23 protein-coding genes and 1 tRNA gene are annotated in these 22,190 nt (G+C 61.6%); 10 read left to right on the plus strand and 14 right to left on the minus strand.

The window, feature by feature from the left end:
* Position 1: 1 nt before the first annotated feature.
* From IV500_RS18240 to IV500_RS18260, 5 genes are read right to left on the minus strand one after another with little or no spacing between them, the layout of a single operon-like run.
* Positions 2-1,822, minus strand: a complete 1,821-nt coding sequence (locus IV500_RS18240; protein ID WP_196398247.1) for a type IV secretory system conjugative DNA transfer family protein — start codon at positions 1,820-1,822, stop codon at positions 2-4.
* Positions 1,822-3,282 (minus strand): putative type IV secretion/conjugal transfer ATPase, encoded by a 1,461-nt coding sequence (locus IV500_RS18245; protein WP_196398248.1) that lies wholly within the window; start codon positions 3,280-3,282, stop codon positions 1,822-1,824. The genes IV500_RS18240 and IV500_RS18245 overlap by 1 nt, the downstream gene beginning before the upstream one ends.
* Positions 3,279-4,745, minus strand: coding sequence for an SCO6880 family protein (locus IV500_RS18250; protein WP_196398249.1), 1,467 nt, complete (start codon positions 4,743-4,745; stop codon positions 3,279-3,281). The genes IV500_RS18245 and IV500_RS18250 overlap by 4 nt, the downstream gene beginning before the upstream one ends.
* Entirely contained in the window at positions 4,738-6,291 is a 1,554-nt protein-coding gene (locus tag IV500_RS18255) for a type IV secretion system protein (RefSeq protein ID WP_196398250.1), read from the minus strand. The genes IV500_RS18250 and IV500_RS18255 overlap by 8 nt, the downstream gene beginning before the upstream one ends.
* Positions 6,292-6,300: 9 nt before the next feature.
* Positions 6,301-6,648 carry a hypothetical protein gene (locus IV500_RS18260; RefSeq protein ID WP_196398251.1) on the minus strand — a complete coding sequence of 116 codons (348 nt, stop codon included), beginning with the start codon at positions 6,646-6,648 and terminating at the stop codon, positions 6,301-6,303.
* 391 nt (positions 6,649-7,039) lie between these two features.
* On the opposite strand from IV500_RS18260, the gene IV500_RS18265 reads away from it, so the two are divergent.
* The gene (locus IV500_RS18265; RefSeq protein ID WP_196398252.1) at positions 7,040-8,674 is read left to right on the plus strand and encodes a DUF262 domain-containing protein; all 1,635 of its coding nucleotides are present in this window, start codon (positions 7,040-7,042) and stop codon (positions 8,672-8,674) included.
* 321 nt (positions 8,675-8,995) lie between these two features.
* On the opposite strand, the gene IV500_RS21680 is transcribed toward IV500_RS18265, so the two are convergent.
* Positions 8,996-10,060 carry a C40 family peptidase gene (locus IV500_RS21680; protein WP_312875984.1) on the minus strand — a complete coding sequence of 355 codons (1,065 nt, stop codon included), beginning with the start codon at positions 10,058-10,060 and terminating at the stop codon, positions 8,996-8,998.
* A gap of 799 nt (positions 10,061-10,859) precedes the next feature.
* A complete protein-coding gene (locus tag IV500_RS18275; RefSeq protein WP_196398253.1) occupies positions 10,860-11,921 on the minus strand; it encodes a sigma factor in 1,062 nt (353 codons plus the stop codon).
* Between the two features lie 111 nt (positions 11,922-12,032).
* Here IV500_RS18275 and IV500_RS18280 point away from each other — a divergent pair, with 111 nt between their 5' ends.
* Complete coding sequence (locus IV500_RS18280; protein WP_196398254.1) at positions 12,033-12,362, plus strand: ArsR/SmtB family transcription factor; 330 nt, start codon at positions 12,033-12,035, stop codon at positions 12,360-12,362.
* Here the strand turns inward: IV500_RS18280 and IV500_RS18285 are convergent.
* Positions 12,310-12,759, minus strand: a complete 450-nt coding sequence (locus IV500_RS18285) for a hypothetical protein (protein WP_196398255.1) — start codon at positions 12,757-12,759, stop codon at positions 12,310-12,312. The genes IV500_RS18280 and IV500_RS18285 overlap by 53 nt on opposite strands.
* Positions 12,760-12,820: 61 nt before the next feature.
* A complete protein-coding gene (locus tag IV500_RS18290; protein ID WP_196398256.1) occupies positions 12,821-13,231 on the minus strand; it encodes a hypothetical protein in 411 nt (136 codons plus the stop codon).
* Positions 13,232-13,350: 119 nt separating this feature from the next.
* Here IV500_RS18290 and IV500_RS18295 point away from each other — a divergent pair, with 119 nt between their 5' ends.
* The 4 genes from IV500_RS18295 to IV500_RS18310 all read left to right on the plus strand — a co-directional run bounded on the left by IV500_RS18295 (position 13,351) and on the right by IV500_RS18310 (position 15,377).
* Positions 13,351-13,620, plus strand: a complete 270-nt coding sequence (locus IV500_RS18295) for a winged helix-turn-helix domain-containing protein (RefSeq protein ID WP_196398257.1) — start codon at positions 13,351-13,353, stop codon at positions 13,618-13,620.
* 124 nt (positions 13,621-13,744) lie between these two features.
* Positions 13,745-13,987 (plus strand): helix-turn-helix domain-containing protein, encoded by a 243-nt coding sequence (locus IV500_RS18300; RefSeq protein WP_196398258.1) that lies wholly within the window; start codon positions 13,745-13,747, stop codon positions 13,985-13,987.
* On the plus strand, positions 13,984-14,211 hold the full coding sequence (locus tag IV500_RS22330; protein ID WP_196398259.1) for a helix-turn-helix domain-containing protein: 228 nt from the start codon (positions 13,984-13,986) through the stop codon (positions 14,209-14,211). Before IV500_RS18300 ends, IV500_RS22330 begins: the two co-directional genes overlap by 4 nt.
* Before the next feature lie 218 nt (positions 14,212-14,429).
* The gene (locus tag IV500_RS18310) at positions 14,430-15,377 is read left to right on the plus strand and encodes a tyrosine-type recombinase/integrase (protein ID WP_196398260.1); all 948 of its coding nucleotides are present in this window, start codon (positions 14,430-14,432) and stop codon (positions 15,375-15,377) included.
* A gap of 243 nt (positions 15,378-15,620) precedes the next feature.
* Here IV500_RS18310 and IV500_RS18315 read toward each other — a convergent pair.
* From IV500_RS18315 to galU, 5 genes are all read right to left on the minus strand, one after another.
* Positions 15,621-15,693, minus strand: a tRNA-Ala gene (locus IV500_RS18315).
* Positions 15,694-15,882: 189 nt separating this feature from the next.
* Positions 15,883-16,683 carry an SDR family oxidoreductase gene (locus tag IV500_RS18320; RefSeq protein ID WP_196398261.1) on the minus strand — a complete coding sequence of 267 codons (801 nt, stop codon included), beginning with the start codon at positions 16,681-16,683 and terminating at the stop codon, positions 15,883-15,885.
* A 144-nt stretch (positions 16,684-16,827) separates the two neighbouring features.
* Entirely contained in the window at positions 16,828-17,919 is a 1,092-nt protein-coding gene (locus IV500_RS18325; RefSeq protein ID WP_196398262.1) for a hypothetical protein, read from the minus strand.
* Between the two features lie 146 nt (positions 17,920-18,065).
* The gene (locus IV500_RS18330; RefSeq protein ID WP_196398263.1) at positions 18,066-18,689 is read right to left on the minus strand and encodes a GNAT family N-acetyltransferase; all 624 of its coding nucleotides are present in this window, start codon (positions 18,687-18,689) and stop codon (positions 18,066-18,068) included.
* A 4-nt stretch (positions 18,690-18,693) separates the two neighbouring features.
* Complete coding sequence (gene galU / locus IV500_RS18335; RefSeq protein WP_196398264.1) at positions 18,694-19,596, minus strand: UTP--glucose-1-phosphate uridylyltransferase GalU; 903 nt, start codon at positions 19,594-19,596, stop codon at positions 18,694-18,696.
* 70 nt (positions 19,597-19,666) lie between these two features.
* Between galU and IV500_RS18340 the strand changes: the two genes are divergently transcribed.
* The 4 genes from IV500_RS18340 (at position 19,667) to IV500_RS18355 (ending at position 21,906) form a co-directional block, all read left to right on the plus strand.
* Positions 19,667-20,314 (plus strand): 5-formyltetrahydrofolate cyclo-ligase, encoded by a 648-nt coding sequence (locus IV500_RS18340; RefSeq protein WP_196398265.1) that lies wholly within the window; start codon positions 19,667-19,669, stop codon positions 20,312-20,314.
* 91 nt (positions 20,315-20,405) lie between these two features.
* The gene (locus IV500_RS18345; protein WP_196398266.1) at positions 20,406-20,783 is read left to right on the plus strand and encodes an FmdB family zinc ribbon protein; all 378 of its coding nucleotides are present in this window, start codon (positions 20,406-20,408) and stop codon (positions 20,781-20,783) included.
* Positions 20,784-20,962: 179 nt separating this feature from the next.
* A complete protein-coding gene (locus IV500_RS18350; RefSeq protein ID WP_196398267.1) occupies positions 20,963-21,541 on the plus strand; it encodes a serine protease inhibitor in 579 nt (192 codons plus the stop codon).
* Positions 21,538-21,906 carry a serine protease inhibitor gene (locus IV500_RS18355; protein WP_196398268.1) on the plus strand — a complete coding sequence of 123 codons (369 nt, stop codon included), beginning with the start codon at positions 21,538-21,540 and terminating at the stop codon, positions 21,904-21,906. Before IV500_RS18350 ends, IV500_RS18355 begins: the two co-directional genes overlap by 4 nt.
* The last annotated feature ends 284 nt before the right edge of the window (positions 21,907-22,190 follow it).

The raw sequence follows: 22,190 nt of genomic DNA on the forward strand, positions 1-22,190 counted from the left end.
GCTATGACTCCTGTTTTTCTGCCGCGGTGGCCACTTGCTGGTCCGTTTGTCGTTTGAGGTGGCCGGTGAGCAGTTCCAGCTCTGTTTGCTCCTTAGACCGGCCCAATTGCGCTGCATCTTTGCGTTTGTGCCATTCGCGCAGGTCTAGAAGAATGGGGCGGCTGCGGCGGCCGAGCATGATGGCAGTCCCGGCGGGAAGGCGGCGGATTTCATGGAGCGGGATTACCGGTGATTCCCTGATTTGCTCGCCGTCCTGGCGGCCTTGTGCGGACCATGAACGGGTGTTAAACGTCAATGTCCGCTCACCAATCAGGCCAGCGAGTGCTCGGAGGTCCCGTTCGTCCGAGCCGCCGCCGAAGATAACCTTGATGATGGCCGCGTCCCAGATGGTGGCGGCCTCGTCCATGGACCAACCGGACCGGGCCTGGGACAGTGACTGCAGAACCACAAGGGTGGAGATGCCGATGCCGCCGCCGTCTGAAAGTGCCACTGGCAGGCCTGGCCACGGGGATAGATTGGCGATCTCGTCGAGGACGAGCGACAGTGGAGGGTCGAGCCGGCCACCAGCACAGACGAACGCCATCTCCCTGGCCGCGTAGTCAATGTCATCGATCAGCGCGGACAGGTAGGGACCTGCGGCAGCTGCACCGCTCTTCGTTCCTATCAAGTACAAGGTGCCACGTTGTTCAATGAAGACTTTGGGGTCGAATTGCTCGCTGGTGCCTTTCGGGTCCAGCGCGGCAAGGACCTTGGGTGAGGAGAGCGGGGCAGCGGCAGCTGTCACGCCGATCCAGGAGTTGGAGGTGTTACGGGGGTCGTCGTCGATGATGCCCATTAGGTCTGCCTGCCACCCCAGTGCAGCTTCGGGCCGTCCGAGAATGTTGAGGGCTTCCCTGGCCAGCACTGGGTTTGATGCCCAGCGGCGAAACGATGAAACGCCCTCACCCGACAGAGCGGCCGCGTGCAGCAGGCATTGCAGCACTATCTGCGAGCGCTTTTGCCACGCGGCATTCTCGCCTTTGAGGGCGGCGTCGGCTGAGATGACGAGTGCCCGGCGTGTGGCGACGTCGGGGTCTTGGCAACCACGCACGGGTGACCAGCGCAGTGTTGAGGGCAGGCCGGACATTCCTTGCGGGTCGAAGACGGTGACGGGGCGGCCGTTGGTGGCGCGGGCTTTCATGGTGACGACGAGGTTGTCGGCACGGGTGGAGGTGGTAACGACGGCGCCGGGTGCGTCGAGGATGGCGTTGATGATGACGTACAGGCCTTTGCCGGAGCGGGGTGCTCCTTGGATAACGAGGGATTCTTCGGTGGAGACGTGGACTGTGACACCGCGGGATTTTCCGATGGTCCAGGAGACTTCCTCCACTTTCGGATCCTTCGCACCGGGGCGGGTATAGCGGCCTCGCTTCAGCGCAGCCTTAGCACCGAACTCTCGGGTAATTTCTGCCCGTCGTGCGACGCCGTCGCGGCTCAGGATGTCCTGCCGCAGCCAGGCGCCGGATTGCCGCCACGTGCGCACGCCGAGCATGCCTGCGAGCGCTGCGACAGCCAGAACCAAGAGTACCGGCGCGATGATGAGCCAGATCTGACCGGTGCCTATGGTGCAGGTGCCCTGTGCGTGCAGGATCCATTGCATCCGTCCGCTGATGAGTCCGGGCAGGACGGCGGGGCTGAAGTCCCATGGGGCAGAAGCTCCGCATTGTGATGAATAGGCAATGTGGGCTGCGCCCTGGATGAGGAGGTTCAGGACGATGTATATGGACGTGGAGATTAGCCCGATGGAGACCATGGGGTTGCCATCGTCGAAGCGCCGCGGCATTAGAGCATTCTCTCGTCGGTGCCGAAGACTGCGAGCTCGTCGGTGGTGACCTGGTTCGCCACGATGAAGGACCTGTTGCCGACCTTCCACAGGCCTACGCCCTTGGGCAGCTTCTCGACGTGCACGCACTCGGCTTCGGTCAGCCCCAGTGCTTCTTTTGTCAGGCGCATTGCGTCGTGCTTTTGCCTGTAGATGACCCGAGTGTCCGCTTCAGTGAGGAGACCGAGAGCCTTTTGCCGAAGCCCGCTGGTGCTGTCGCCAATCTCGTTGAGGTCGGCAATCTTGTGCATAATGAGCAGATTTGAAATGCCGTAGCTACGGGCCAAACGCCATTGCTCACTCATTTTTGCGAGCATGTAGGGATCAGCGAGCATCCGCCATCCTTCGTCATAGACCACGATCCGCTTGGCCCCGTCGGGATTCGTTACGGCAGCTTCGAGCCACGTCGCACCACAGGCAGCTGCCAAAGACAGCGCTTGTTCCGAGGCTCCAATCAGGGCCGAGGTGTCCATGACCATAATTGGGGCATCGGCGTCGAAAGCCACGGTTGAGGGTGCATCAAACATGCCCTCCAGGTCACCTGAGACTGTTCTCCGCAGTGAATGTCCGACGCCGGTCCCACCTTTCGGTCCGACGAGTGCGGCCGTCGCTGGGGTGGGGTTGAGCAGGTACTCCAGCACTATGGGCAGCGTCGGGGTACTGTTGGCGGCAACGGCATCCGTCAACGCCATGTCCAGCGCCGTATGCTCCACCGGGCTCAGCGGGACCCCCGGACGCATAAGCGAAACTAAGGCCACGAGCAGGTAGCGGCGTCGCTGCCGCACCACTGCCAGCCACTGAGCATCGGACAGCTCGCTGGAGCGGGGGCCGGCATCGAGCGGGTTGACCCGGGTTGCCCGCCCGGGCCCTACGGAGATGACCTTGCCGCCAGGGATGGCGTTGGCTACGGGAACCCATTCTCCTTTCGGATCCGAGGCCACGGCTGCTTTGCGTCCGAGGGTGATGGAGCGGGTGACCAGCGATTTGCCGCACATGGACTTTCCGGTGCCCACGGTGCCGATGACAACGATGGACGGGCCACTGATGAAGCCTTTGTCGTACATGACCCACGGGTCATAGCAGAACGCTCCGGAGCCAAACAGGTCGGTGCCGATGTAGGTTCCTTCCGAGCCGAGCCCGGACTCGGTGAGGAACGGGTACGCTGCCGCCATGGTCAGGGTAGAGGCCCGGTGCGGGGCTGGGTGCACCCTGTGCGGGCCCCAGAGTGTGGCCCCTTCCCGTTTACCCCAGTCCCCAGCTGATGCGCTGCCTCCGGTTTCCGCTGCCTGCTGTGCCCGCAGCTCACGTAATGACAGCCTCGGTGCGGTGGCCAGGGAACGCTCGCGCCGCAGGCGTTCCTGCCGCTGGTTGTGAGTCTCCCCGGCTGGGGCGATGCTGACTGCGGCAACGTGCTTGTTCATTTCAATCCCCTTCCCAAGGGCAGCGCCCCGGCGATGAACGCCGGCCACTGCTGCCCGGCCATGAGCCGCAACTCGACAAACGCCCCTGCGGCAGCCGATTCAAGTTCCTGCCTGCAGCGGGACAGCTCATCGAGAGTATCCGCGGTGATAGTTACATAGGCTGCGGGGCGGACATCCCCATGACCGGCGATGATCTCCTCCTCGCGCTCGGCGACTTCCTCCTCTTCGGCCCGCTGTTCGCGGGTCAGTGGACGGTCCAGGCGGGCGTTGATTCGGCGGCGGGTGTCATGGGCCTCCTGCGCCGAACGGATGTCCCGCAATGCCTGGTCAGTGGGCACTGTGCGGATGACTTGGGAGATGGTGTGCCGGAACTCCCCCACATAGATCAGCGGTTGCAGGAACCCTGGATAGACCTGCTGACGAGGCCACTCCGCGACCCAAAACGTTTGATGGAAGCCGGAATCAGTGCGTAGGTACGTCCAATGTTCGTCGGTGGCCATCGGGCCCGGCGACACCGGAGTACTGCCTTTGCCGCCTCCGGTTGCTGCCGCCCACTTCGCCACGGCGGCAGGGTCAAAGGAGCCACGGAGCACTGCGGTTATGGCGGTGTCTGACAGCCATTCGGTTACCGTCACACCATGAGTTTTCAGCCCGGTACTGAAAGCCTCCGCCTCGGAACGCAGAACATGTTCCAGGCCAGCCATCGCTCCCCCGGCATCCTTGATCCGGTGGCGCGCCTTGGCCGTATCCAGGACGATCGTCATGATGATCTCGTGGCTCATGGACGATCCAGCTGCAGCGATCAAATCAAGGTAGGACAGGTCGCCCCACTGTGCGTCTGCGATGCGCTCCGGTGGCACGGCACGCTCGTAGTAGGCCCGCAGGGCGCTCGACGGGTATGGCACGGTGTAGTCCTGAATCGCAATGCGCGCGACGGCTGGTCGACTTGCCATGGCCGCTTGAACCCGAGACCAGGATTGAACGGCGTACGCCTTGTCGTCGCTGTCCATCAGGGCAAACGACGTCGTGGTGCAGCGGAGCGAGACCATGGCTTCGTTCCCGCTCCGGTCCAGAATGAACCCTTCACCGTTTGTTGTTTTGAACAGTTCCAGGCTGCCCAGCCCTCCCGGCAATGCCATGGTGCCGACTTTTTGCGGCTGCTCCGGCCGTGCCAGGTATCGAGTCTCGTTCAACACCGAGCGCAGGAAAAACACCGATGCCGTCAAGGCCCACACCGGGTATGGGATCCGCGCGTAGTGCAGGACACCAAACAGCAGCAAACCCACCCAAACCGGCCCTGTCAGAATGAAGGCAAGGGGCCCGCCTGTTGCGGATGCGAGTGCAGCGACTAGCATTCCCAGAGCGACCAACGAAAGCTGGTACCACTGCAGCCCCATGAACAGGCCGTGCCGTTCGTGGCGCGGGAAGCGGACAGGTTGCAGAATGTGGGTGTCGTCAGTCATGGTGACCATCTCCATTGGTGGGCGGGTTCTTTGGCAGGTGCCCGGACGGGTCCACCGGGCTTGCAGGGTTGACTGGCACCTGGCGGGGTGGTTGATTCCTGGGTACCGCATCAGACTCGAAGCTTGGGCGGGTCACTGGCTTCGATGCAGGCCCGAACGTACTCGCGTTTTGTGGACTTGTGGTCCTGTTTTGCGAGCCATGGCTCCTATGTGGGTAGCGGGAGGTCGTGGGCGCCGCCGGAGTCGGGTCCGATCGGCCAGGTGCTGCCGATGGCTGGTGGTCATTTACAGGGGGGTCCACCTGTCCACCTTTGGCCGCCGGCCCCGGTGGCATTGGCCAGGCTGTTGACGTGGCGGGCCCGGGCCCCTGCGAGCCTCCGGAAGCCGGGCCTTGGGCTTTGGGACTCGATGCAGTTGGTCCCGCAGCCTGGGTCGGGTTATCGATCCAGGCTTTGCTGGCGCCAGGGTGCATGGAGGTATTCGGGCGCAGAGGTGTCGCCGAGTGCTTAGACGCCACAGGCGTCGGCCCTTTACTGCCTACACCCGGCATGTGTAATTTGCCACCAAACTGGCGGCCAAGCTGACGGCCCGTGAAGCTTCCAGCGCGGCTAGCCACATGGCCACCGCCCGCCATTTGGGCAGCCCCGGCAATTTCACCGCCAGCAAAACTGACTAGCTTGAGGGCCATCAATGGCGCCCCGCAGGCCAGGACCATCCCGACGGCGCCAGACGCAAGCCCGCTGAACGACGTCGAATTCGCAAACAGTTTGACTGCAACTGCCAGGACAGTCGCAGCGAGCGGCTTCGCAATCAACAGCGCAATGACCGTCTCACACCACACTCTGCTCCAAGACTTGGTTCTCTCCCACGGCAGGAGCATGAGAGCCACCGGCGCCACGGCTGCCAGGACAAGCAGCGCGAACGAACGAAAAATCATCGAGCACATGAGGATGAACGACAATATCCACACGACGAGGACCGCGATGGCCGTGACGACCACTGCACCGGTCGGGCCGTCCGCTGTTCCAGAGCTGAGCGAAACGACGTCCCATTCACGGCCTGAACCAGCCTCGGCTTTTTGGAAGCCGAACAGTCTCATGAACACGACAAAGGGATCTTTACCTAGCGTGGCCAGGAGAGCCGTGGACGCTGAGTCAGTGAAGCTGGAGAGCTTGCTCATGAGGCTTGTGGCCAGGTAGACCAGCGGAATGGCGAAAGCTCCGCCGAGCAGTGCACGGCCTATGCGCCGCGATTGTTGGCTGACCAGCCCCGCGAGCATCTGGACGATCATGACCACCACCAGTGGTGTCATCATGACGACAACCCACCAGTTCGTTAGGCCGTTGACAATGCCCCACTCCGATGCGTCAATGTCTGAGACACCGAAAGCACCGGAGATGAACGACCACATCCATGACGCCATGTTCTCGAGGATGCCGGCAATGTAGGACGTGACGGACGAGGCGAAGTTATCGTTGGCTTGGGAGACGATGCCGCAGCCGGGCGGCCACCAGCCTCCCAGGTCACATTTGACCATCGGTAGCATGAGCGGAGCCTAGAACCCGAGGTTAAATGCGCTCTGTGACCACAGGATGTAGCCATTGATGCCACCTAGGATCGCGGCCACCGGCCCCGTCCAAAGCAGGATCATCCCGCCGCCGGAAGCCAGACGAGAGGACTGGCTGAGCTTGCCAGCCAGCAGCATGGCGGCGCCAATGATCGCCACGATGGCGATCACTATGAACGCCCCGACGAGGATACCGCCCCCAATCTGCTTGAGCGACTCAAGAAACGGAAAGTTGGTGTTTGGGGTGATCCCGGGATCTACCGCGGCCAGATACAACATCGTGAACTCCAATCGCTGGTTGCCCACATGCGTGGACGTTTTGTTCACTTGCTTCATGGCGGCGGGGAGAGAAAACTACATGACTGAACATCAACAAGTACAGTTACCCGCCCTCTGCCAGGTCCGCCCGCTGCCGGTCGGTGGACAACTGCCGCTTCGAAACGCGTGCATATCCGATCAGCTTTCATCACGGGCTCCTCCTATGTGTCTCGCAACCAACGGTGGATACAGCGATTCAGCCGGAAGGTTTCGAGACATAGTTATGGGAATCGCCGGCCGCGGGCGAACACGCCACTCCTCGAAAAATTGGAGCACTACCGTCGTCGACCTCGCTCGTTCGGTACGACGTCTTGTATCCATAGCATGCAAGACGAATCCATCGCGCCGGAGCGTCGGAAACAGCAGGATTGATAAATGCGAGATGATGTCATAGACAGAGAGAGGTCCCGTGGCAGAGACTACCGAATTCGATCATGATCAGCTTGGACACTTGCTTGCGGATCACCTCCTAGAAGTTCCGCGGTTTCAGCGCAGCTTTTCTTGGGATGAGAGCAACGTTGACGAGTACCTGAGCGATCTCGATCAAGCCCGGGTGAAAAAGGTCTCGTACTTCATGGGCACCGTCGTGTTTGCAGTCTCGTCGGATTCCGGTGGTCGGCGCCAGATCGTAGATGGGCAGCAGCGCCTTGCCACTACTGCGATTCTCCTGATCGCTATACGCGACAGACTGCGCGGCTATGGCAAAAAGAAGCAGGCGGACGCGATCAACGAACGTTTTCTTCGGGGCTATGTTCTTTCCGTCGATGATGACGTCGAGCGTCTAATATTGAGCCCAAAAGATCAGTTCGCATACGACGCGCTCCTTGAAGAGCGCGCCGACGACTTGCCGAGTGACAACCCCCTCAAAGCTTGCTATCACGCATGTGCAGCTCATTTAAAGAAGCTGGCCCCCCAGGCCAAGGACTACCGAAAGCTGTTGGAAGTTTCGACTCAGGTCGAACAGCAAGTACAGGTGCTTGTGGCCGTGGCGAGCGACTTACCCGAGGCATACGTAATTTTTGAAACGCTTAACGATCGGGGGGCAGATCTAACAACAGCAGACTTGCTGAAGAACTATCTCTTTAGCGCCTCAAAGCACTACTTCAACTTCGTTGAAAGCCAGTGGACATCACTTGAATCGAACTTTGAAAAGCCGGACGATCTGGTCAAGTTCTTGCGATATGAGTACGTGTCTCGAAAGGGACCGACGTCGAGTCGAAAACTTTACCGATCAATTCAAACCGATGTAAATGGCAGCTCTGTGCGCGTCAAGAAATACATACAAGGTCTCATTAAAGCTCAAGCGGTGTATGGCGCGCTTCGCGAACCAGAAAGCCCGTTTTGGGCTGACGTAAACGTGGATGTACGGGATGCCCTCTACGCGTACCGGCGCTTCGGTTTTGAAGCCAGCTTTCCGGTGCTAATCGCGGCATTTCAAACATGGAAGAAGGTGGACGCAGCAAAACTTCTCGTAAAAGTTGCGAAGTGGTCGGTCAGGGCACAATTCGCTGGGAGGCTTGGCGGCGGTGTCGCCGAAGATGCATTCGGTGAAACTGCGGCTCGAATTAGCGATAAGACAGTCACGAACCAGACTGGAGCCAGAGACTTGCTCGGGCGTATTATTCCGCCGGATTCCGAGTTCATACTGGCTTTCACTACCTACGGTGATATTTCTGTATCGCGAGCGAAGTACCTCCTTGCCATGCTCGAAAAGGCTAGCGATGAGAAAGCAGGCCGCCCCGAGCGGGCGTTGGAGTGGTACTCCAGGAACGTCACTATCGAACACATACTGCCGCAATCTGTTCAAAATTCTACTGCTGACCCGAGCGTGATCAACCAAATCGGCAATCTCGCACTTCTAGAAAAGAAGCTGAATCATCAAGCCGGAAGTAAACCATTCATAAACAAACGCGAGCTTTACGAGCAGTCGCAGTACGTCCTTACGAAGGATCTGGCGGCCAAGCAGGATTGGAACGCGGCCAGCGTTTCGGACCGTACTGTACTCCTGTCTGAACTCGCCTGTAGGTCATGGCCCATGGCGTAATGTCAGTTGAGGAAACGCGCGGAACGCTCTGTTGAGGTCAGCGACCGGTCAGCGAAAATTCTGGGTAGTCGCGTATGTTATCGCTTCCGACCGCGAGTATGTGCTTGGAGTCGGAGTTGGAAAGAAGACACTCCAATCCGCGCTGCAGCTCTAAGTCGGGTCTCATAACTTAAGTGTCTCGAAACCTATGCCATGTAAGACGACTCAAAGCCCGGTTGAGTGATAAGCGCCACCAAGCGAACACAGAACACCGCCACAATGCGCCGATCTCCCCACGACTTATCTTCCCGATATCAACTAACGAGCGTCACCAACGACCTCCTATTTGCCAGGTGGCAAGCCTAGGTAGAAGTAGGCTGTGCCTCCATTCCACGCGACTGGATGCAGCAATGTCCCCACAACAGGGTTCAATGCGCTGTACATCATGCCGTTGCCGGCGTAGATGCCGACGTGGCCCCAGTGGTTGGGACCATCGGGATTCTGTACAACGAGATCACCCGGCTGCGGGACGGTGGTGAGTGTCCCCGCCGTCCACTGTTCTGTTCGAGGTAACTGGACGCCGGCCTGACCGTAGACCCATCGGACGTAACCGGAGCAGTCCCAAGCTTTGAATGCCGTTCCACCCCAGACATATGCACCGCCGACTCCTTCCTGGGCATAGGCGAGGACTTCACGTCGGAGCTGGCTCAAATCGGAGGGTACCGAGGGTTGCGCGGGTCCTGATTTGTCGGGATCGCAGGCAGGAGGCGTCGTCGATGCTCCGAGCCCCGCAAGGATCGCTTCGGCTTCGGGCTGCCATTTGGCGTATCGCTCCGGAAACGCGGATCCTTGTACAGCTTGTGCTGCGGCGCCGTTGTCCATCTGCCGCCACCCTGGTACATCTAAAAGCCCCCGAGGGGATCCACGGTTGGGACCCTGTGGCCCGCCATAGAATGCTTCGGCGTTGTAGGCCGGCTGCATAAGCTCCGCGACGCTTCCCCACCCCGCCGATGGGCGCTGCTGAGCGCTGCCAACGGAATCGTGGTCACTGCCAAGGCCGTCGTGAGGAAGATTCAGGGACTCAGGCACAGAGGTGTTAGCCAGCATCTGCAGCCCGGATTCTTGGAGCGCCATCATCAGGGCGATCACGATGCCATCATGTGGGACTGCCCGGGCTCGGCCGACGTAAACGTAGGACTCCGCCACAGTCGCTTGTGAAGCGCTCAACATAGCCGGCGCTTGGCCGAGTATCGCTATGGATACCGTAGCACTCGCACCGGTGGCGACTCCCACACATGTCGTCGTCGTTCCCTGAGAGGCGAAAGCCACCAAAGCGATGGACCCGCAGAAGGCCATGACACAACAAAGCACCAGCGCGCTGCCCACCGCCCCGATAAGTCGCAGCACTGCCCTCTTCTTGATCACTCCCAGAAGGAGCGCGGGGGCCGGCATCAGTACACGATTCGGTCTGGTGACGCGTAGAACGCCACCATCTCACACCTATTAGCGGGAGCTGTGGCGGCCGGTGGGCAGTTCACGACCACGCTTATGGGCGCCGTATAACTGTTCGTGCCTGACGTTGCGTGCTCCGTCACGGCCAAAGTCACCGTGCAGAGATGCAGGCCAACCCAAGGTGGGGGATGCTGGACAAATTGAGCCAATTGCGCGTCGCACGCCGAATTCACGGTTTTGGCTGTGCGGTATCCATGAGCCCCGGTGAGGGACGCATATGCTGCGGCATTGGTCCCCGTGGCTTCGAATTGCTCGGCGAAGACTGTCAACGGGTTTGAGCTATCAGGCAGTACATGCCACCAGGCGCGAATCCTTCCATAAGTTTGCGAGTAGGTGGCCCTGCGCGTGTCCCATGTGTAGATGGTGCGGGCAGCCGTTGTGGCCAATTGGCGAAAGTCCAGGGTGGACGGTTCATCAGCTGAAACTTCCGGCGGCTCCGATGGCGTGCTTGTTGCCGGAGCCTGCGCCACTGCAGTGGGTGCAGCGGGTGAATGTGAAGCCAGGGGGGTACTCGACGGAGCCTTGCCAGTCGTTTCGGGAGCCGCCCCTGGCATCTGAAGCGACAGCACCACTGCTATCCCGGCAACAGCAAGAACAGTCACCAGCAGCAGGATCCATGCCCGACGTCGGCTTGGCTTGCCTCTGCGTGTCAACCACCCCACGTTCATGGTTCCACCTCATCGTCCTGTGCTGATCAGGCCTTGGACAGGGAGTGTACTGTCGAGGCAACAGGCGTTTCGATGACGGAATCTTCAATCCCGGTGCCAGCGCGGAGAATTTCCTCGGCGGCCATCACAAGGCTGCGTACCAACCCGACTTGCACCTTGACGTAGCGCACGCTGACGCCAGCCTTTTCGGCGACACCGGCGACGGCGGCGGCTCGGGCGTTGCCCAGCACAGCAGGCAGAACGACGTCGCCGGCAATGAGCTGGAGCAGAGGGTTCGGAAGTGTAGCAACAGTAGAGGTTCGCAAGGTTGCGAGGTCAACAATCTGCTGCGGATCGACATCCAGGGCGTGGCTCACAGTCAGTGCCATCTGGCGCACCACGAAGATGGCGTGCCAGCACGTGCGGGCTGATGCGCCGATGGCCGGCGCAGTGAGTGGTTCAGTCTTCCGACCGGAAAGACTGGTCAGGGCGAGTTCCCAAGTGCGTTCAGGTACATGCGTTTTAACAAACTGCAAAACCTCCGTGGCCCAGACGTGGTTGATTGATTGCTCATCAAGACGCATCATGTGGATGTCCGTCAGGCTGTTGACGCCGGATTCATACTGCTCGTCCAGCGGTAGCACCGACGTGGCGATGCTGCGTCGGACATGATGTGCGCACAAGTTGCAGGCAATCCCCTGGACCCAAGCATCAAACTTCACCCCAGGAACGGCTCGGTAGGTGCCGCGCACAGTACCCTGCCACGCGGCAAAGCGAATGTCCTGCAACACGTCGTCCACATCGTCACAGAACCCAAACTTGCCAAGATGAATCTTCACATAGGGACGAACGCCCTCGACAGCCCGCATCAGCTGGTCGACAGGAATGTCGTGCTCGGGTGAACGGGTGAGGGACTGATCAACAGTGATGGTGTCAGGTGTTTCAAGAACTTCGCTGGTCCAAGGACCCATGATGATCACCGCTTCGTGTGTTGCCTGAATATCGAGCGCGACGCCGTTGGACGTTACGCGGCAGATCTTGGGGACGCCATTGGTAGCGGCAAGATCGTTCCGGCAGGTGGCCGGACACAGCGGGCTGGGCGTGGTCAACGATCGCGGACAGCCCTCTTCAGAAAGTAATATTTATAGTGTCCAAGTATCAGGAATATATTGTCAAGGGTTATTTTTACCCTGTTGACAACTATGGGGCAGAATGAAGACATGCCCCGAAGCACGCAACCAGCAGCCACCGAATGGTCAGACGAAGTCGAGCTGGCAGTCGCCACCTTTGGCAACCGCACGCGCAATGAAATCATCCGCCACCTGCTCGAACACGGCCCGGAGCCACGCGGCGAAATCGTGGCCAACGTGGAGGCCAGCGAGGCCAGCGTTGCCAAGCACTTGGTGCTTCTCGAAGATGCCGGAATTGTCAGTGCAGATGTTGAGCCGGGGCGTCGGCACGGTCGCGCACCTAGATATTCAGTCAACCCGGACCGAATTAGGGTTCTTTTGGAAGCCCATCTGCAGTACTTGACGGCACCGAACCAGTAGCGCCGTCACCAGCTGCCGCTATGTCGGGACGCAGAAACTCAGTGATGGCGTTTAGGGTCTCCGGCGATACGTCGCCCAAAGTACGTGCAGCGAAAGCCTGAACGCGGGCAGCCCGCAGGGCTTTGACGAATTCAAGCCTGGCCTGGATGCTCTCGGGAAGTTCGGCTGAGTCCAAGTCCAATAGATATGACGGATCTACGTCGAACATGCCACAAATAGCCGTCAAAACTTTTTTATTCTTGACCAACGGGCCTGTGCCGTCCTTCAGGTAAAACCATCGGGCCCGCGACATGCCCACGCCTCGCGCTGCTAGCTCAGCTTTAATCTCCGGGAAGAGCACAGTGTCGCCGCGTTTCTCTGCGGCAGCGTCCAAGAGCAGGTTAATGCGCCTGCTCATGACCAGTTGAGGCGACGGCGCGTTAGATGTAGTGCCCCCTCCAGCACTCACGACGGACTCCTCACGATGGCGGGGCCGGCTGGCCAATAATGCTTGGCCACGCCTCCGGGTCTCCTCCAGTATTGTCCGTGGTCTCCAGCGCCGCAAGGTATCGTTGGATCGCGTCATCGATACATGGCAGAAGCGCCGATTCTGCACTGGCGTCCAACCACGGCACGCCACTCTGGATTCCGGCTACGGTCGCAAACGCCGTCAGCCCTGTCGGGTCCAGGACCAGGTTGTGGTCAAGATGAAAACAAACTTCGGTCATGACGTCCCGGAGTACACCAAGAAACGCGAGCTGCTCCTGCCGGTTTCTCGCCCAGTACCTGTTGTCGCGCATGCTTGCCGCAGCCTGCAAAAATGCCTCAATTTGCGGATGTTCGTACACGGACTTCGCCTCCCGCTGGATCCTGTCGGGGTGGCCCATCACCACGTCCAGTTATCCACAGTCATGTCGATGGGCAGGATTTACACCATGACTAAGTGGGAGTACCTTCTAAAATAGACAGATCCAAAAAGCGTCTCGCACGCCGCCAGGGAGCGTTTTCCATGGAACCCTCAGTATTGATGAATCTGACACGCGGCCGAATCGTGCACATGCTGATCACCGGCGGCCCTGCCACCGCCCGCGAGATATCCACGGCGCTGTCGCTCAATGCGGTCACGGTTACGAGGGCACTTGGCCTCCTCTCGAAGGCCGGCATTGTCGGCATCACGGACACCCCTTCCGCAGATTTCCGCCCAGCATATGCAGTCGACCCGCCCCAGGTATTCGATGAACTGGCACAGGTGCGCCACTTCTTTGCTCCGTGGCTGTGAGCTAATAGGACGAAGACCTCTTCTTCGTTGTGGTCACGTAGTAAAAGCCATTTCCAGCCATGGTTAGGTATCGAATCCAGCTTGTCGGCGCCCGAGCGTTGGCAAGACCGAGGAAGGCACCGTGATGACCATCTACACCGAGCACGACGGCCGAACCGACTTGGCGCCCAGTCAGTGGCTCTCCCCCACCGAAATCTGCAATGAACTGCAGATTCCGTTGCAAACCTTCTACCAGTGGCGAGTCAAGGGAATTGGGCCGCGCGCCTACCGCTTTGGCCGTCATCTGCGCATTGACCGGCATGACTTCGACGAGTGGCTCCAGTCCCACGTTGAAGCCGCCCCCTCCGCCGGCTCTTCAAACCATTGAACAGCAAACTGCTAGCGAACAGAGCTCTCAATCGCACGCCCAGCCCGGCTGCCCAAGAATGGCTATCACCACGGGACATTTGCAACATCCTTCACATCCCGGAACAGACCCTTTACCAGTGGCGGGTCAACCATCAGGGTCCCCGCGCCCACAAGGTCGGCAGGCACGTCCGCGTCGTCCGGAGTGACTTCGAGGCCTGGATAGCTGAGCATTTGGAGGCATAATGTCCCCGCGCCCGCCCTTGCCCCTCGGCTCCTGGGGACGTATTCGCCGCCAAAAGGTCCGTAGTGGTCGGTGGCATGCCACCGCCCGCTACAGAGACACAGATGGCATAACGCGGGCAGTTGAAGCATGGGGCGATACAGGCGCCGGCGCCGAACGTGCGCTCATAACCATACTGAAAGACCGTCAAGCCCACGTGGAATCTGGCATAACTCCCAGCATGCGGCTGTCCGAACTCAGCGCCCTGTGGTTCGACGAAATCGAAAACAACGGCCGCGCTGGACGACGCACCATCGACGGATATAAGGACACCTACAATCGCGCCATCGCCCCAGCCTTAGCTGGTTTGCGCCTCAACGAAATAACCACGGGTCGGTTGGACCGGTTCCTGAAAAATGTCGCACTGGACCACGCCACGACCGCCCGACATGCCAAGATCGTGCTCACCGGCGTCCTGGGACTCGCCGTTCGGCAGGATGCCCTGCGCAGCAATCCCATCCGCGATGTCGGCGCGATCAAGATAAGCACGAAGGTTGTCCGCGCCCTATCACCAAGCGACGTCAAAAAGCTCAGAACCATCATTCGCAAATGGCAGGACGACCCCGACCACCAGGGCCGCCCACGGGCATCCGACCTTGTCGACGTACTCGACATCTTTCTGGCAACGGGTGCACGCATCGGCGAAGTCCTGGCGATCCGCTGGCAGGATCTCGACCTCAAAGCAACGCCCCCAACCATCATCATCTCAGGGACCGTGGTCATGGAAAAAGGCCGCGGCACCTATCGACAAGACCATCCCAAGACCAAGGCCGGCTTCCGGACCGTCAAGCTGCCACCTTTTGCCACCAAGACGCTCCTCCGCAAACAACACTTGGAGCATCCCAAGCCTGAGGACATGCTTTTCCCCTCCTCATCGGGCACCGTTCGCAGCCCCCACAATTTTCGTCGACAGTGGCGCGACGCTCGATCGGGGTCTGGCTTCGAATGGGTGACGCCGCACGTGTTCCGTAAGTCGGTCGCAACGCTCATCGATCGTGAGTACAGTTCCAAGCAGGCTGCCGCCCAACTTGGCCATTCCGGACCGGCCATAACGGAGAAGCACTACATCGCCAAGGCGGCCGAAACACCTGACGTCACGGATGCCCTTGAACAATTCGGCCAGGACTAGTTGCTACTCAGCCCAGCCAGCCACGGGCCGTAGCCGAATCTTCAGAAGAAGATCGGACGCCGCGGTTCCGCATTTCGACTCGGCCACTCCATGCGCAAAAGCCCTTCTTCGACGAGGCCGACAGTAGTCTAAATTCACGTTAGTTTGCGTTCAATTCGTCGGGTAAACGTCGGCTAAGCCCCATTTCGCCCAAACAAAAGGCCCTCCAACCCAGCGTTTCCGCTGGTCAGAGAGCTTTTGTCGTGGAGCTAAGGAGATTCGAACTCCTGACCTCTTCGATGCGAACGAAGCGCGCTACCAACTGCGCCATAGCCCCGCGACGGCAATGCCATCGACCTCTTTACAATATCGCCCCTCCCCCGGACTTTCCAAACGCAGCTGCAAGCGTAGCCATCGATGCGCCGACGCTGAGGTGGCGACAGGCTCCCGGAAGGGGCCACCGACGTCGCGCAGCGCCGGCAGCTGCGACGGCAGCTGGAAGCCCAGCCCATAACCGCCAGCTCGCTCAGTCCGCCCGGGACTCGAGCCATTGGCTGAAGGTGATGGTGCCGGCGGCGTGCTCGGGTACCAGGTTGCCGCCTTGGCGGAGGAAGCGGCCCAGGCTGCCGGGCAGGGGCAACGGCGTGGTCATGCCTTTGCGGCCGGTGGCGGTTTTCCATTGCCCGACGAGCTGGCGCATGGTGAGGACTTCGGGGCCGCCGATGATGCGGGTGCCGTGCAGCTCTGCACTGCCGGGAGCACTCTCCATGGCGGCGTCGACCAGGGCACGGGCTACATCTGCGGTGGCGATCGGCTGGAATGAGACGCCGCGGATGACGGGGATGAGCCCGTAGCGAGCGCCGGAGCTGAAGATGCCCGCGACGAGGTCGTGGAACTGGGTGGCGGCCACGACGGCGGTGGGCAGGGCTGCGCGTTGGTATTGCCGGGCGCGGGCAGCCTGGACCTTGTAGTAGCCGTAATCGGCCTGCCCGGCGTTGGCGATGCTCAGCAGAACGGCCCGGTGGATTCCTGCTGCGGCGGCTGTACGGAGCAGGCGGCCGCTGGTGGCGGGGAGGACTTTGAGCGCTGCACCGGATTTGGCGTCCAGGGTTTCGATCAGCAGGTCCGCGCCGGCCAGTGCCTCGCAGAGCCCTTGGCCGGAGGATATGTCGGCGGTGACGTACTCTGCGTCCGAAATGCTCTTGGGGCTGTCGGGCGAGGGGCGGTGCCGGCTGATGGAGCGAACCTCTAAGCCGCGTCGAAGTGCCTCGGCCACCACCATTCGTCCGGCCCTTCCGGTACCGCCGGCCACCGCAATTGTTGCCATTTGAGCAGACTATCCGGCTCCGCGGGTCAAGGGAATACCAGGCCGGCCCGGCCTGGTATTCTGGTCCGCCAGCGCCGCGAAAGCGCGCCTAAAGACTGGCTAAGATGCGAGTCACGCCCGACTGTTGCGAGGATCAGGCTCGCGTCAGGCGCGGCGGCGCTGGAGGACGTCGTCGAGATTGGTCAGGCCATGCGAGGGCTTGGTATCGGGCACGACGGCGGCACCGGCGTCTTCCGCGGTGGTCCCGGTCGCGGCGGTCCCGGCCCCGGCGTTGCCCACCGGCGCGGTACCTGATGATGGGCTGCTGGCTGCGGCTGCCGCTTCGGTGGCCTTGATGGACGTCTTTTCTGCGGCCTTGGGCGCGGCGGGGAGTTCCAGCGGCGCGGGTGCAGCGCGGTCCGCACGCGCGGCTTGGACGTAAGCGGGCTTGGGAAGTTCCACCGGCTGCCAGGGTTCGGGCTCGGCGACGGTGCGGGTGTGTGCGATCTCGGCATCGGCGGCACCGCGGGCGGCAACTTCCAGGGCCGCCCGGCGAAGCTCGGCGGCGGTCAGCGGTTTCCTGGCCGCCGCTTCCTGGTTCTGCTTTGCGGCGTCGGCCGCGTCAAAATCGGCGGAGTTGAAGACGGCGACGGCGGCACGGCCGGCGGCGGGCCGGCCGGCGGCAGGTACGGTGCCAGTGCTGCGGATCGGCGCACTGGAGGAACCCATGGCAGCTCGGAAGGCGGCCTCGACTTTACGTTTGCGGTCGCGCACGGCAAGGCTGCGCAGCAGTGCCAGTGACCCGACGAAGATAACTGCGGCAGCGGCGGGGAGCAGACCCGAGGCCAGGCCCAGTAGGCTGAGTCCGCCGCCAATGACGGTAGCCAGCAGTGCGAGTACGCCGAGCAGTGCCAGCGCGGTACGGCCGTAGCGGATTTTCAGCGGGGCCGGCCGCGACACGACGCGGGCTGCGCTGGCACCGGTTTTGCCGGCATCGGACATCACGGCACCATTCCGGAGGTCATGATTCTTCGTCGTGTCCATCTGTGTCTCCTGCGTCGGCTGAGTTTCCATGGCCATGAAAACGTCTGGGCGAGGGGCCGGAGAAGCGTCAATGACGAGCGCCTCCGGGACCGCGGCCGGACTGTCCGCCAGCGGGATTGGCTTCTGTCGGCGCAGCACATATGGAGCAACCCACACCAGCCATAGGGTAACAGCGACGAGTAGGATCACTGAGGTATTGAGGGGTGCGTCCACGGTTCAACTTTAAGGGGGAATCGTGCCGGACCGGGCATTCGCTCAGGGCGTGTCGCGGGGCGCTCTTCAATTGGATGGGTTTATCCCGCATGCCGCTACGACACCGGTCCCCGCCGACGCTATGCGAAAAGTCCCACCGCATGCCGCTAAGCCCCGCGGTGCTCCCGCAGCCAGCGTGGCAGCAGCCCCTCCGGGACTTCCTCCGTAGTGAGGGCGAAGCTGCGGTGATCCGTCCACTGTCCGTTGATGTGCAGGTACCGCGGCCGAAGTCCCTCGTCGCGGAAACCGAGTTTCTGCACTACCCGCAGACTGGGACCATTTTCCGGCCGGATGTTAATCTCCATCCGGTGCAGGCCCAGATTACGGAAGCAGTGATCGGTGGCCATCGCGACGGCGGTTGGGGCAACGCCGCGGCCGGCGCGGTCCTGATCCACCCAATAGCCCAGCGTCGCCATCATCGCCGATCCCCAGGAAATCGAGGACACCGTCAGCTGCCCGATCAGCTGCGGTGCCGCATGCCCGCTCTGACGTTCCGTGATCATGAACGGCAGGGCGGTGGCAGCTCTGGCCTGCTCGTTCAGGGCCCGGACCATCCCTGCGAAGGTGGGCGGGTGCACGCCGGCAGCGGGGCTGCTGGCTTCCCACGGGGCCAGCCAGGCGAAGTTCCGCCGGCGCACCTCGCTCCAGATTTTCTTGTCCCGATACCTCACCGGTCGCAGGATGATGTCGCCGCATTCCAGCGTCACCGGCCAGCCGGAATCCCCCCACATGCGCCTAGGCCGGCAGCTGTGCCGTGAATCCACCGAGCCACTGCCGCAATTCGGGGCCCAAGTCGTCCCGCTCGCACGCGAGCGTTACTACTGCCTTGAGGTAGCTGAGCTTGTCACCGGTGTCATAGCGGCGGCCGCGGAAGACGACTCCGTAAACTCCGCCGCCGTCGCCCTCCCGGGTCGCCATGGTCTGCAGCGCGTCGGTGAGCTGGATTTCCCCGCCGCGCCCCGGCGGCGTTTTTTCGAGGACCTCGAAGATGGCCGGATGCAGCACATACCGGCCGATCATGGCCAGGTTGGAGGGCGCTTCCTCCGGGCTCGGCTTCTCCACGAGCCGGTGTACACGGACGTAATCTTCGCCGTCAATGGCCTCCATGTCGGCGCAACCGTAAGCGGAGATCTGCTCGGGCTCCACTTCGATCAGCGCAATGACGGAGCCGCCGGTTTTCGCCTGCACGTCCATCATGGTGGTGAGCAGTTCATCGCGCTCGTCAATGAGGTCATCCCCGAGCAGGACGGCGAACGGTTCGTTCCCGACGTGCGTCTTGGCGCGCAGGACGGCGTGGCCGAGTCCCTTCGGATCGCCCTGCCGGACGTAGTGGATTTCGCCGAGCTTGGTGGCGAGCTGCACGGCCGCGAGCCGGTCGTCGTCGCCCTTTGCCTTCAACGTGCGCTCAACGTCGGGCACCCGGTCAAAATGGTCTTCGAGCGCACGCTTGTTCCGCCCGGTGATCATCAGGACATCGACAAGGCCGGCACTGACGGCTTCCTGGACGACGTATTGGATGGCGGGCTTGTCCACGACGGGGAGCATTTCTTTGGGCATGGCCTTGGTGGCCGGGAGGAATCGCGTGCCCAATCCGGCAACGGGAATTACGGCCTTGCGAACTCGGGGTGCAGAAGTCATTGTCCTAGGCTACTTGAGGATAATGAAATTTGGTCGCAGCGGTGCAACAGTTGCTGTAAAAGGGGAAACAATGTCGGAAAAGAGCGAACTGCGGGCGCTGTTGCGCGCGCAGCGGCAGGCAATGGGCGACGACGGCAGATCCGACGCCGGCGACCATTTCGTCGAGCAGGCCCTCCAGTGGGCAACTTTTCTCCGGCGACACGTCTGCGGACCGCCCGGGGCCGGGGCTACTCTCCTTCCTGCTGCCCTTCGGATTGGCGCGTACCTCTCCAGCGGCACGGAACCTCCAACGGACGGCGTCCTCTGTGCACTGACGGACGCCGGCTACCAGGTCTATGTGCCGGTCTGTGAGGTCGGCTTCAGGCTTAGCTGGGTTCACTGGCAGCCAAGTATTCCGATGCTTCGCAGCGCCCTGGCTCCGGTGGATGAACCCGTGGGGGAACGGCTGCCGGCAGCTTTCATGAAGGAAGCGGCGGGGATTCTGCTGCCCGCCCTGGCAGCGGACGTGCACGGAATCCGGCTCGGCCACGGCGGCGGGTACTACGACAGGTTCCTCGCCTCGCTGGGGCCGGCCGGTGAGCGTCCGCCGACCGCTGCCATGGTCTACGATCACGAGCTGCTGCCTGCCGGTGTAATCGGGCGCGAGCCGTGGGATGCACCAGTGGATGGCGTCCTGACTCCGGTCCGTTACGTCTCAACGGCGGCCGACCACATGTAAGGAAGTGTTAGAATTGGCACTCAGGGCCATAGACTGCTAACGTATTCGGGTTTAGCGATGGCTCTGTCCCGTGTTTTTAGAAGGAGAATCAGTGCCAACCTACGCTTACGCTTGCAAGGACTGCGGCCACAACTTCGACATCGTTCAGTCATTCACTGACAATTCCCTGTCGATCTGCCCCGAGTGCCAGGGGGCGCTGCGCAAGAAGTTCAATTCCGTAGGCGTCGTCTTCAAGGGACCGGGTTTCTACCGCACGGATTCCCGGGACAGCAAGGGCGGCGGCTTCCCGGCTGCTGCTAAGAATGGTTCGGGCAAGGACGGTTCCAGCAAGGACGGATCCAGCAAGGAACCGGCCAAGGAATCCTCCTCTGCAGGCTCTGTTTCTAAGGATTCTGCTGCCAAGACCCCTGCCGGTGTTGGCGCATCGAGCGGCTCGGGAAGTTCCGGCGGAAGCTCCACCGCTGCATAGGGAATTTCCCCGGGCCCGTCTCCTCACTCTGTTCCCGCCGGCCGCCCCACCCGCAGCTGCACTTCCCTCGCTTAGGTCCTCGTGCAGCCGCACCTCTGCGGCTGCTCCCCTCGTCCGCACCGGCCCTGGCAGCCAACATGTGACGGAGTAGGGTTAGAGAAAGACGAGGAGGCCCCCGGATGCGCAAGCTCGTAACCCAAGCAGTGCTGGCCGTCTTGATGTGTGGCGGACTCGCTGCGTGTGCGGCGGACACGGACGCAGCAGGCACCTCTTCCGGCACCTCCCCGGTGTTCTCCTCTACGGCCGCTGCCTCTGCGGACCCGGGGTCCGGAACTTCTGGCCGCCCAGGCGCAACCACCCCGCAGCCTTCAGCTCCCCCTGCCGCCGCCTCTTCCCCGGGCGTAATTCCAGGCGCCGGCAACGCAGATTTGGCCATCACGGTCAGGCCATCGGACAGCGTGCCTGCGGTACATTACACATTGTCCTGCACGAATGGTGTTCCCGCTCCCGGAAGCCAGCTCCCCAGCGCCGAGGCAGCCTGTGCACTGATCAAGAACAACCCCACGCTTCTTGAATCCCCCGCCCGTAATGCGGGCCAAGCGTGCACCCAGCAGTATGGCGGACCACAGCAGGCCACCGTTACCGGCATGCTGGACCAGAAGACCGTCAGCGCATCATTTTCCCGCACTAACGGCTGCGCAATAGCCGCATGGGACGCGGCCAAAGATCTCTTCGGCGGAGCCGGCGGCTCAGCATGATTGTCACAGCTGAGGAAAACCGGATCGACCTCACCATCAGGATTACGCCGTACCCCGGCGCAGATGACGCTGTCTTGCGCCTCATAGCGGACAGCGGGATCCCCACTCCGGAGTCGACTGTCATGGATGCAGCCGCAGCCCTGACCGCCCTGGAGCTCCACGGTGAGGGCATCTTCTTCCCTCGCCGCGGCCGTCCTCAGCGCTGCACTGAGCAGTATGGTGGCCCGCAAGTGGCTATTGTCAGCGGACAATTCAAGGGCCGCCAGGTCAATTGTCGCTTCCAGCTCACGGACGGGTGCGAGATTGCCCGATGGCGTGCGCTGGCGCCGCTGCTGGGGCCCAGCGCGGGCTCGAAACAGAACTAACCGTCAGCCGGATAGCCGCGCAGTAGTTTGCCGCCTCAATCACACCGAGTCCGCAGGCAGCGGGAGAGCCGGAAACTCATCACGATCCATCGGCTCCGTGGATATTTTGTGAAATGGTTTAGCGCTGCTGTTCCCTCATTCAGATGAGCCCGGTCGTAGTCGCACATCCTCCACAGGCTGGTTTTCCCGGAGCTTCTACACATAATGAGTTTTCGCACCCAGCATCCGGTCCCGCGGCCGTAGGTTCGGGACATGAAGATTCCCGGCCAACGAACGTCACCGAC

The sequence above is a fragment of the Arthrobacter terrae genome (assembly GCF_015708085.1).
Classification (GTDB): Bacteria; Actinomycetota; Actinomycetes; order Actinomycetales; family Micrococcaceae; genus Arthrobacter_M; species Arthrobacter_M terrae.

What these genes read in the sequence shown, in the direction of transcription:
- IV500_RS18240 (WP_196398247.1), bottom strand. Translation starts at nt 1,822, where the DNA reads ATGCCGCGGCGCTTCGACGATGGCAACCCCATGGTCTCCATCGGGCTA.
- IV500_RS18245 (WP_196398248.1), bottom strand. Translation starts at nt 3,282, where the DNA reads ATGAACAAGCACGTTGCCGCAGTCAGCATCGCCCCAGCCGGGGAGACT.
- IV500_RS18250 (WP_196398249.1), bottom strand. Translation starts at nt 4,745, where the DNA reads ATGACTGACGACACCCACATTCTGCAACCTGTCCGCTTCCCGCGCCAC.
- IV500_RS18255 (WP_196398250.1), bottom strand. Translation starts at nt 6,291, where the DNA reads ATGCTACCGATGGTCAAATGTGACCTGGGAGGCTGGTGGCCGCCCGGC.
- IV500_RS18260 (WP_196398251.1), bottom strand. Translation starts at nt 6,648, where the DNA reads ATGAAGCAAGTGAACAAAACGTCCACGCATGTGGGCAACCAGCGATTG.
- IV500_RS18280 (WP_196398254.1), top strand. Translation starts at nt 12,033, where the DNA reads ATGCCCCGAAGCACGCAACCAGCAGCCACCGAATGGTCAGACGAAGTC.
- IV500_RS18285 (WP_196398255.1), bottom strand. Translation starts at nt 12,759, where the DNA reads ATGAGCAGGCGCATTAACCTGCTCTTGGACGCTGCCGCAGAGAAACGC.
- IV500_RS18295 (WP_196398257.1), top strand. Translation starts at nt 13,351, where the DNA reads ATGGAACCCTCAGTATTGATGAATCTGACACGCGGCCGAATCGTGCAC.
- IV500_RS18300 (WP_196398258.1), top strand. Translation starts at nt 13,745, where the DNA reads ATGACCATCTACACCGAGCACGACGGCCGAACCGACTTGGCGCCCAGT.
- IV500_RS18310 (WP_196398260.1), top strand. Translation starts at nt 14,430, where the DNA reads ATGCGGCTGTCCGAACTCAGCGCCCTGTGGTTCGACGAAATCGAAAAC.
- IV500_RS18320 (WP_196398261.1), bottom strand. Translation starts at nt 16,683, where the DNA reads ATGGCAACAATTGCGGTGGCCGGCGGTACCGGAAGGGCCGGACGAATG.
- IV500_RS18330 (WP_196398263.1), bottom strand. Translation starts at nt 18,689, where the DNA reads ATGTGGGGGGATTCCGGCTGGCCGGTGACGCTGGAATGCGGCGACATC.
- galU (WP_196398264.1), bottom strand. Translation starts at nt 19,596, where the DNA reads ATGACTTCTGCACCCCGAGTTCGCAAGGCCGTAATTCCCGTTGCCGGA.
- IV500_RS18340 (WP_196398265.1), top strand. Translation starts at nt 19,667, where the DNA reads ATGTCGGAAAAGAGCGAACTGCGGGCGCTGTTGCGCGCGCAGCGGCAG.
- IV500_RS18350 (WP_196398267.1), top strand. Translation starts at nt 20,963, where the DNA reads ATGCGCAAGCTCGTAACCCAAGCAGTGCTGGCCGTCTTGATGTGTGGC.
- IV500_RS18355 (WP_196398268.1), top strand. Translation starts at nt 21,538, where the DNA reads ATGATTGTCACAGCTGAGGAAAACCGGATCGACCTCACCATCAGGATT.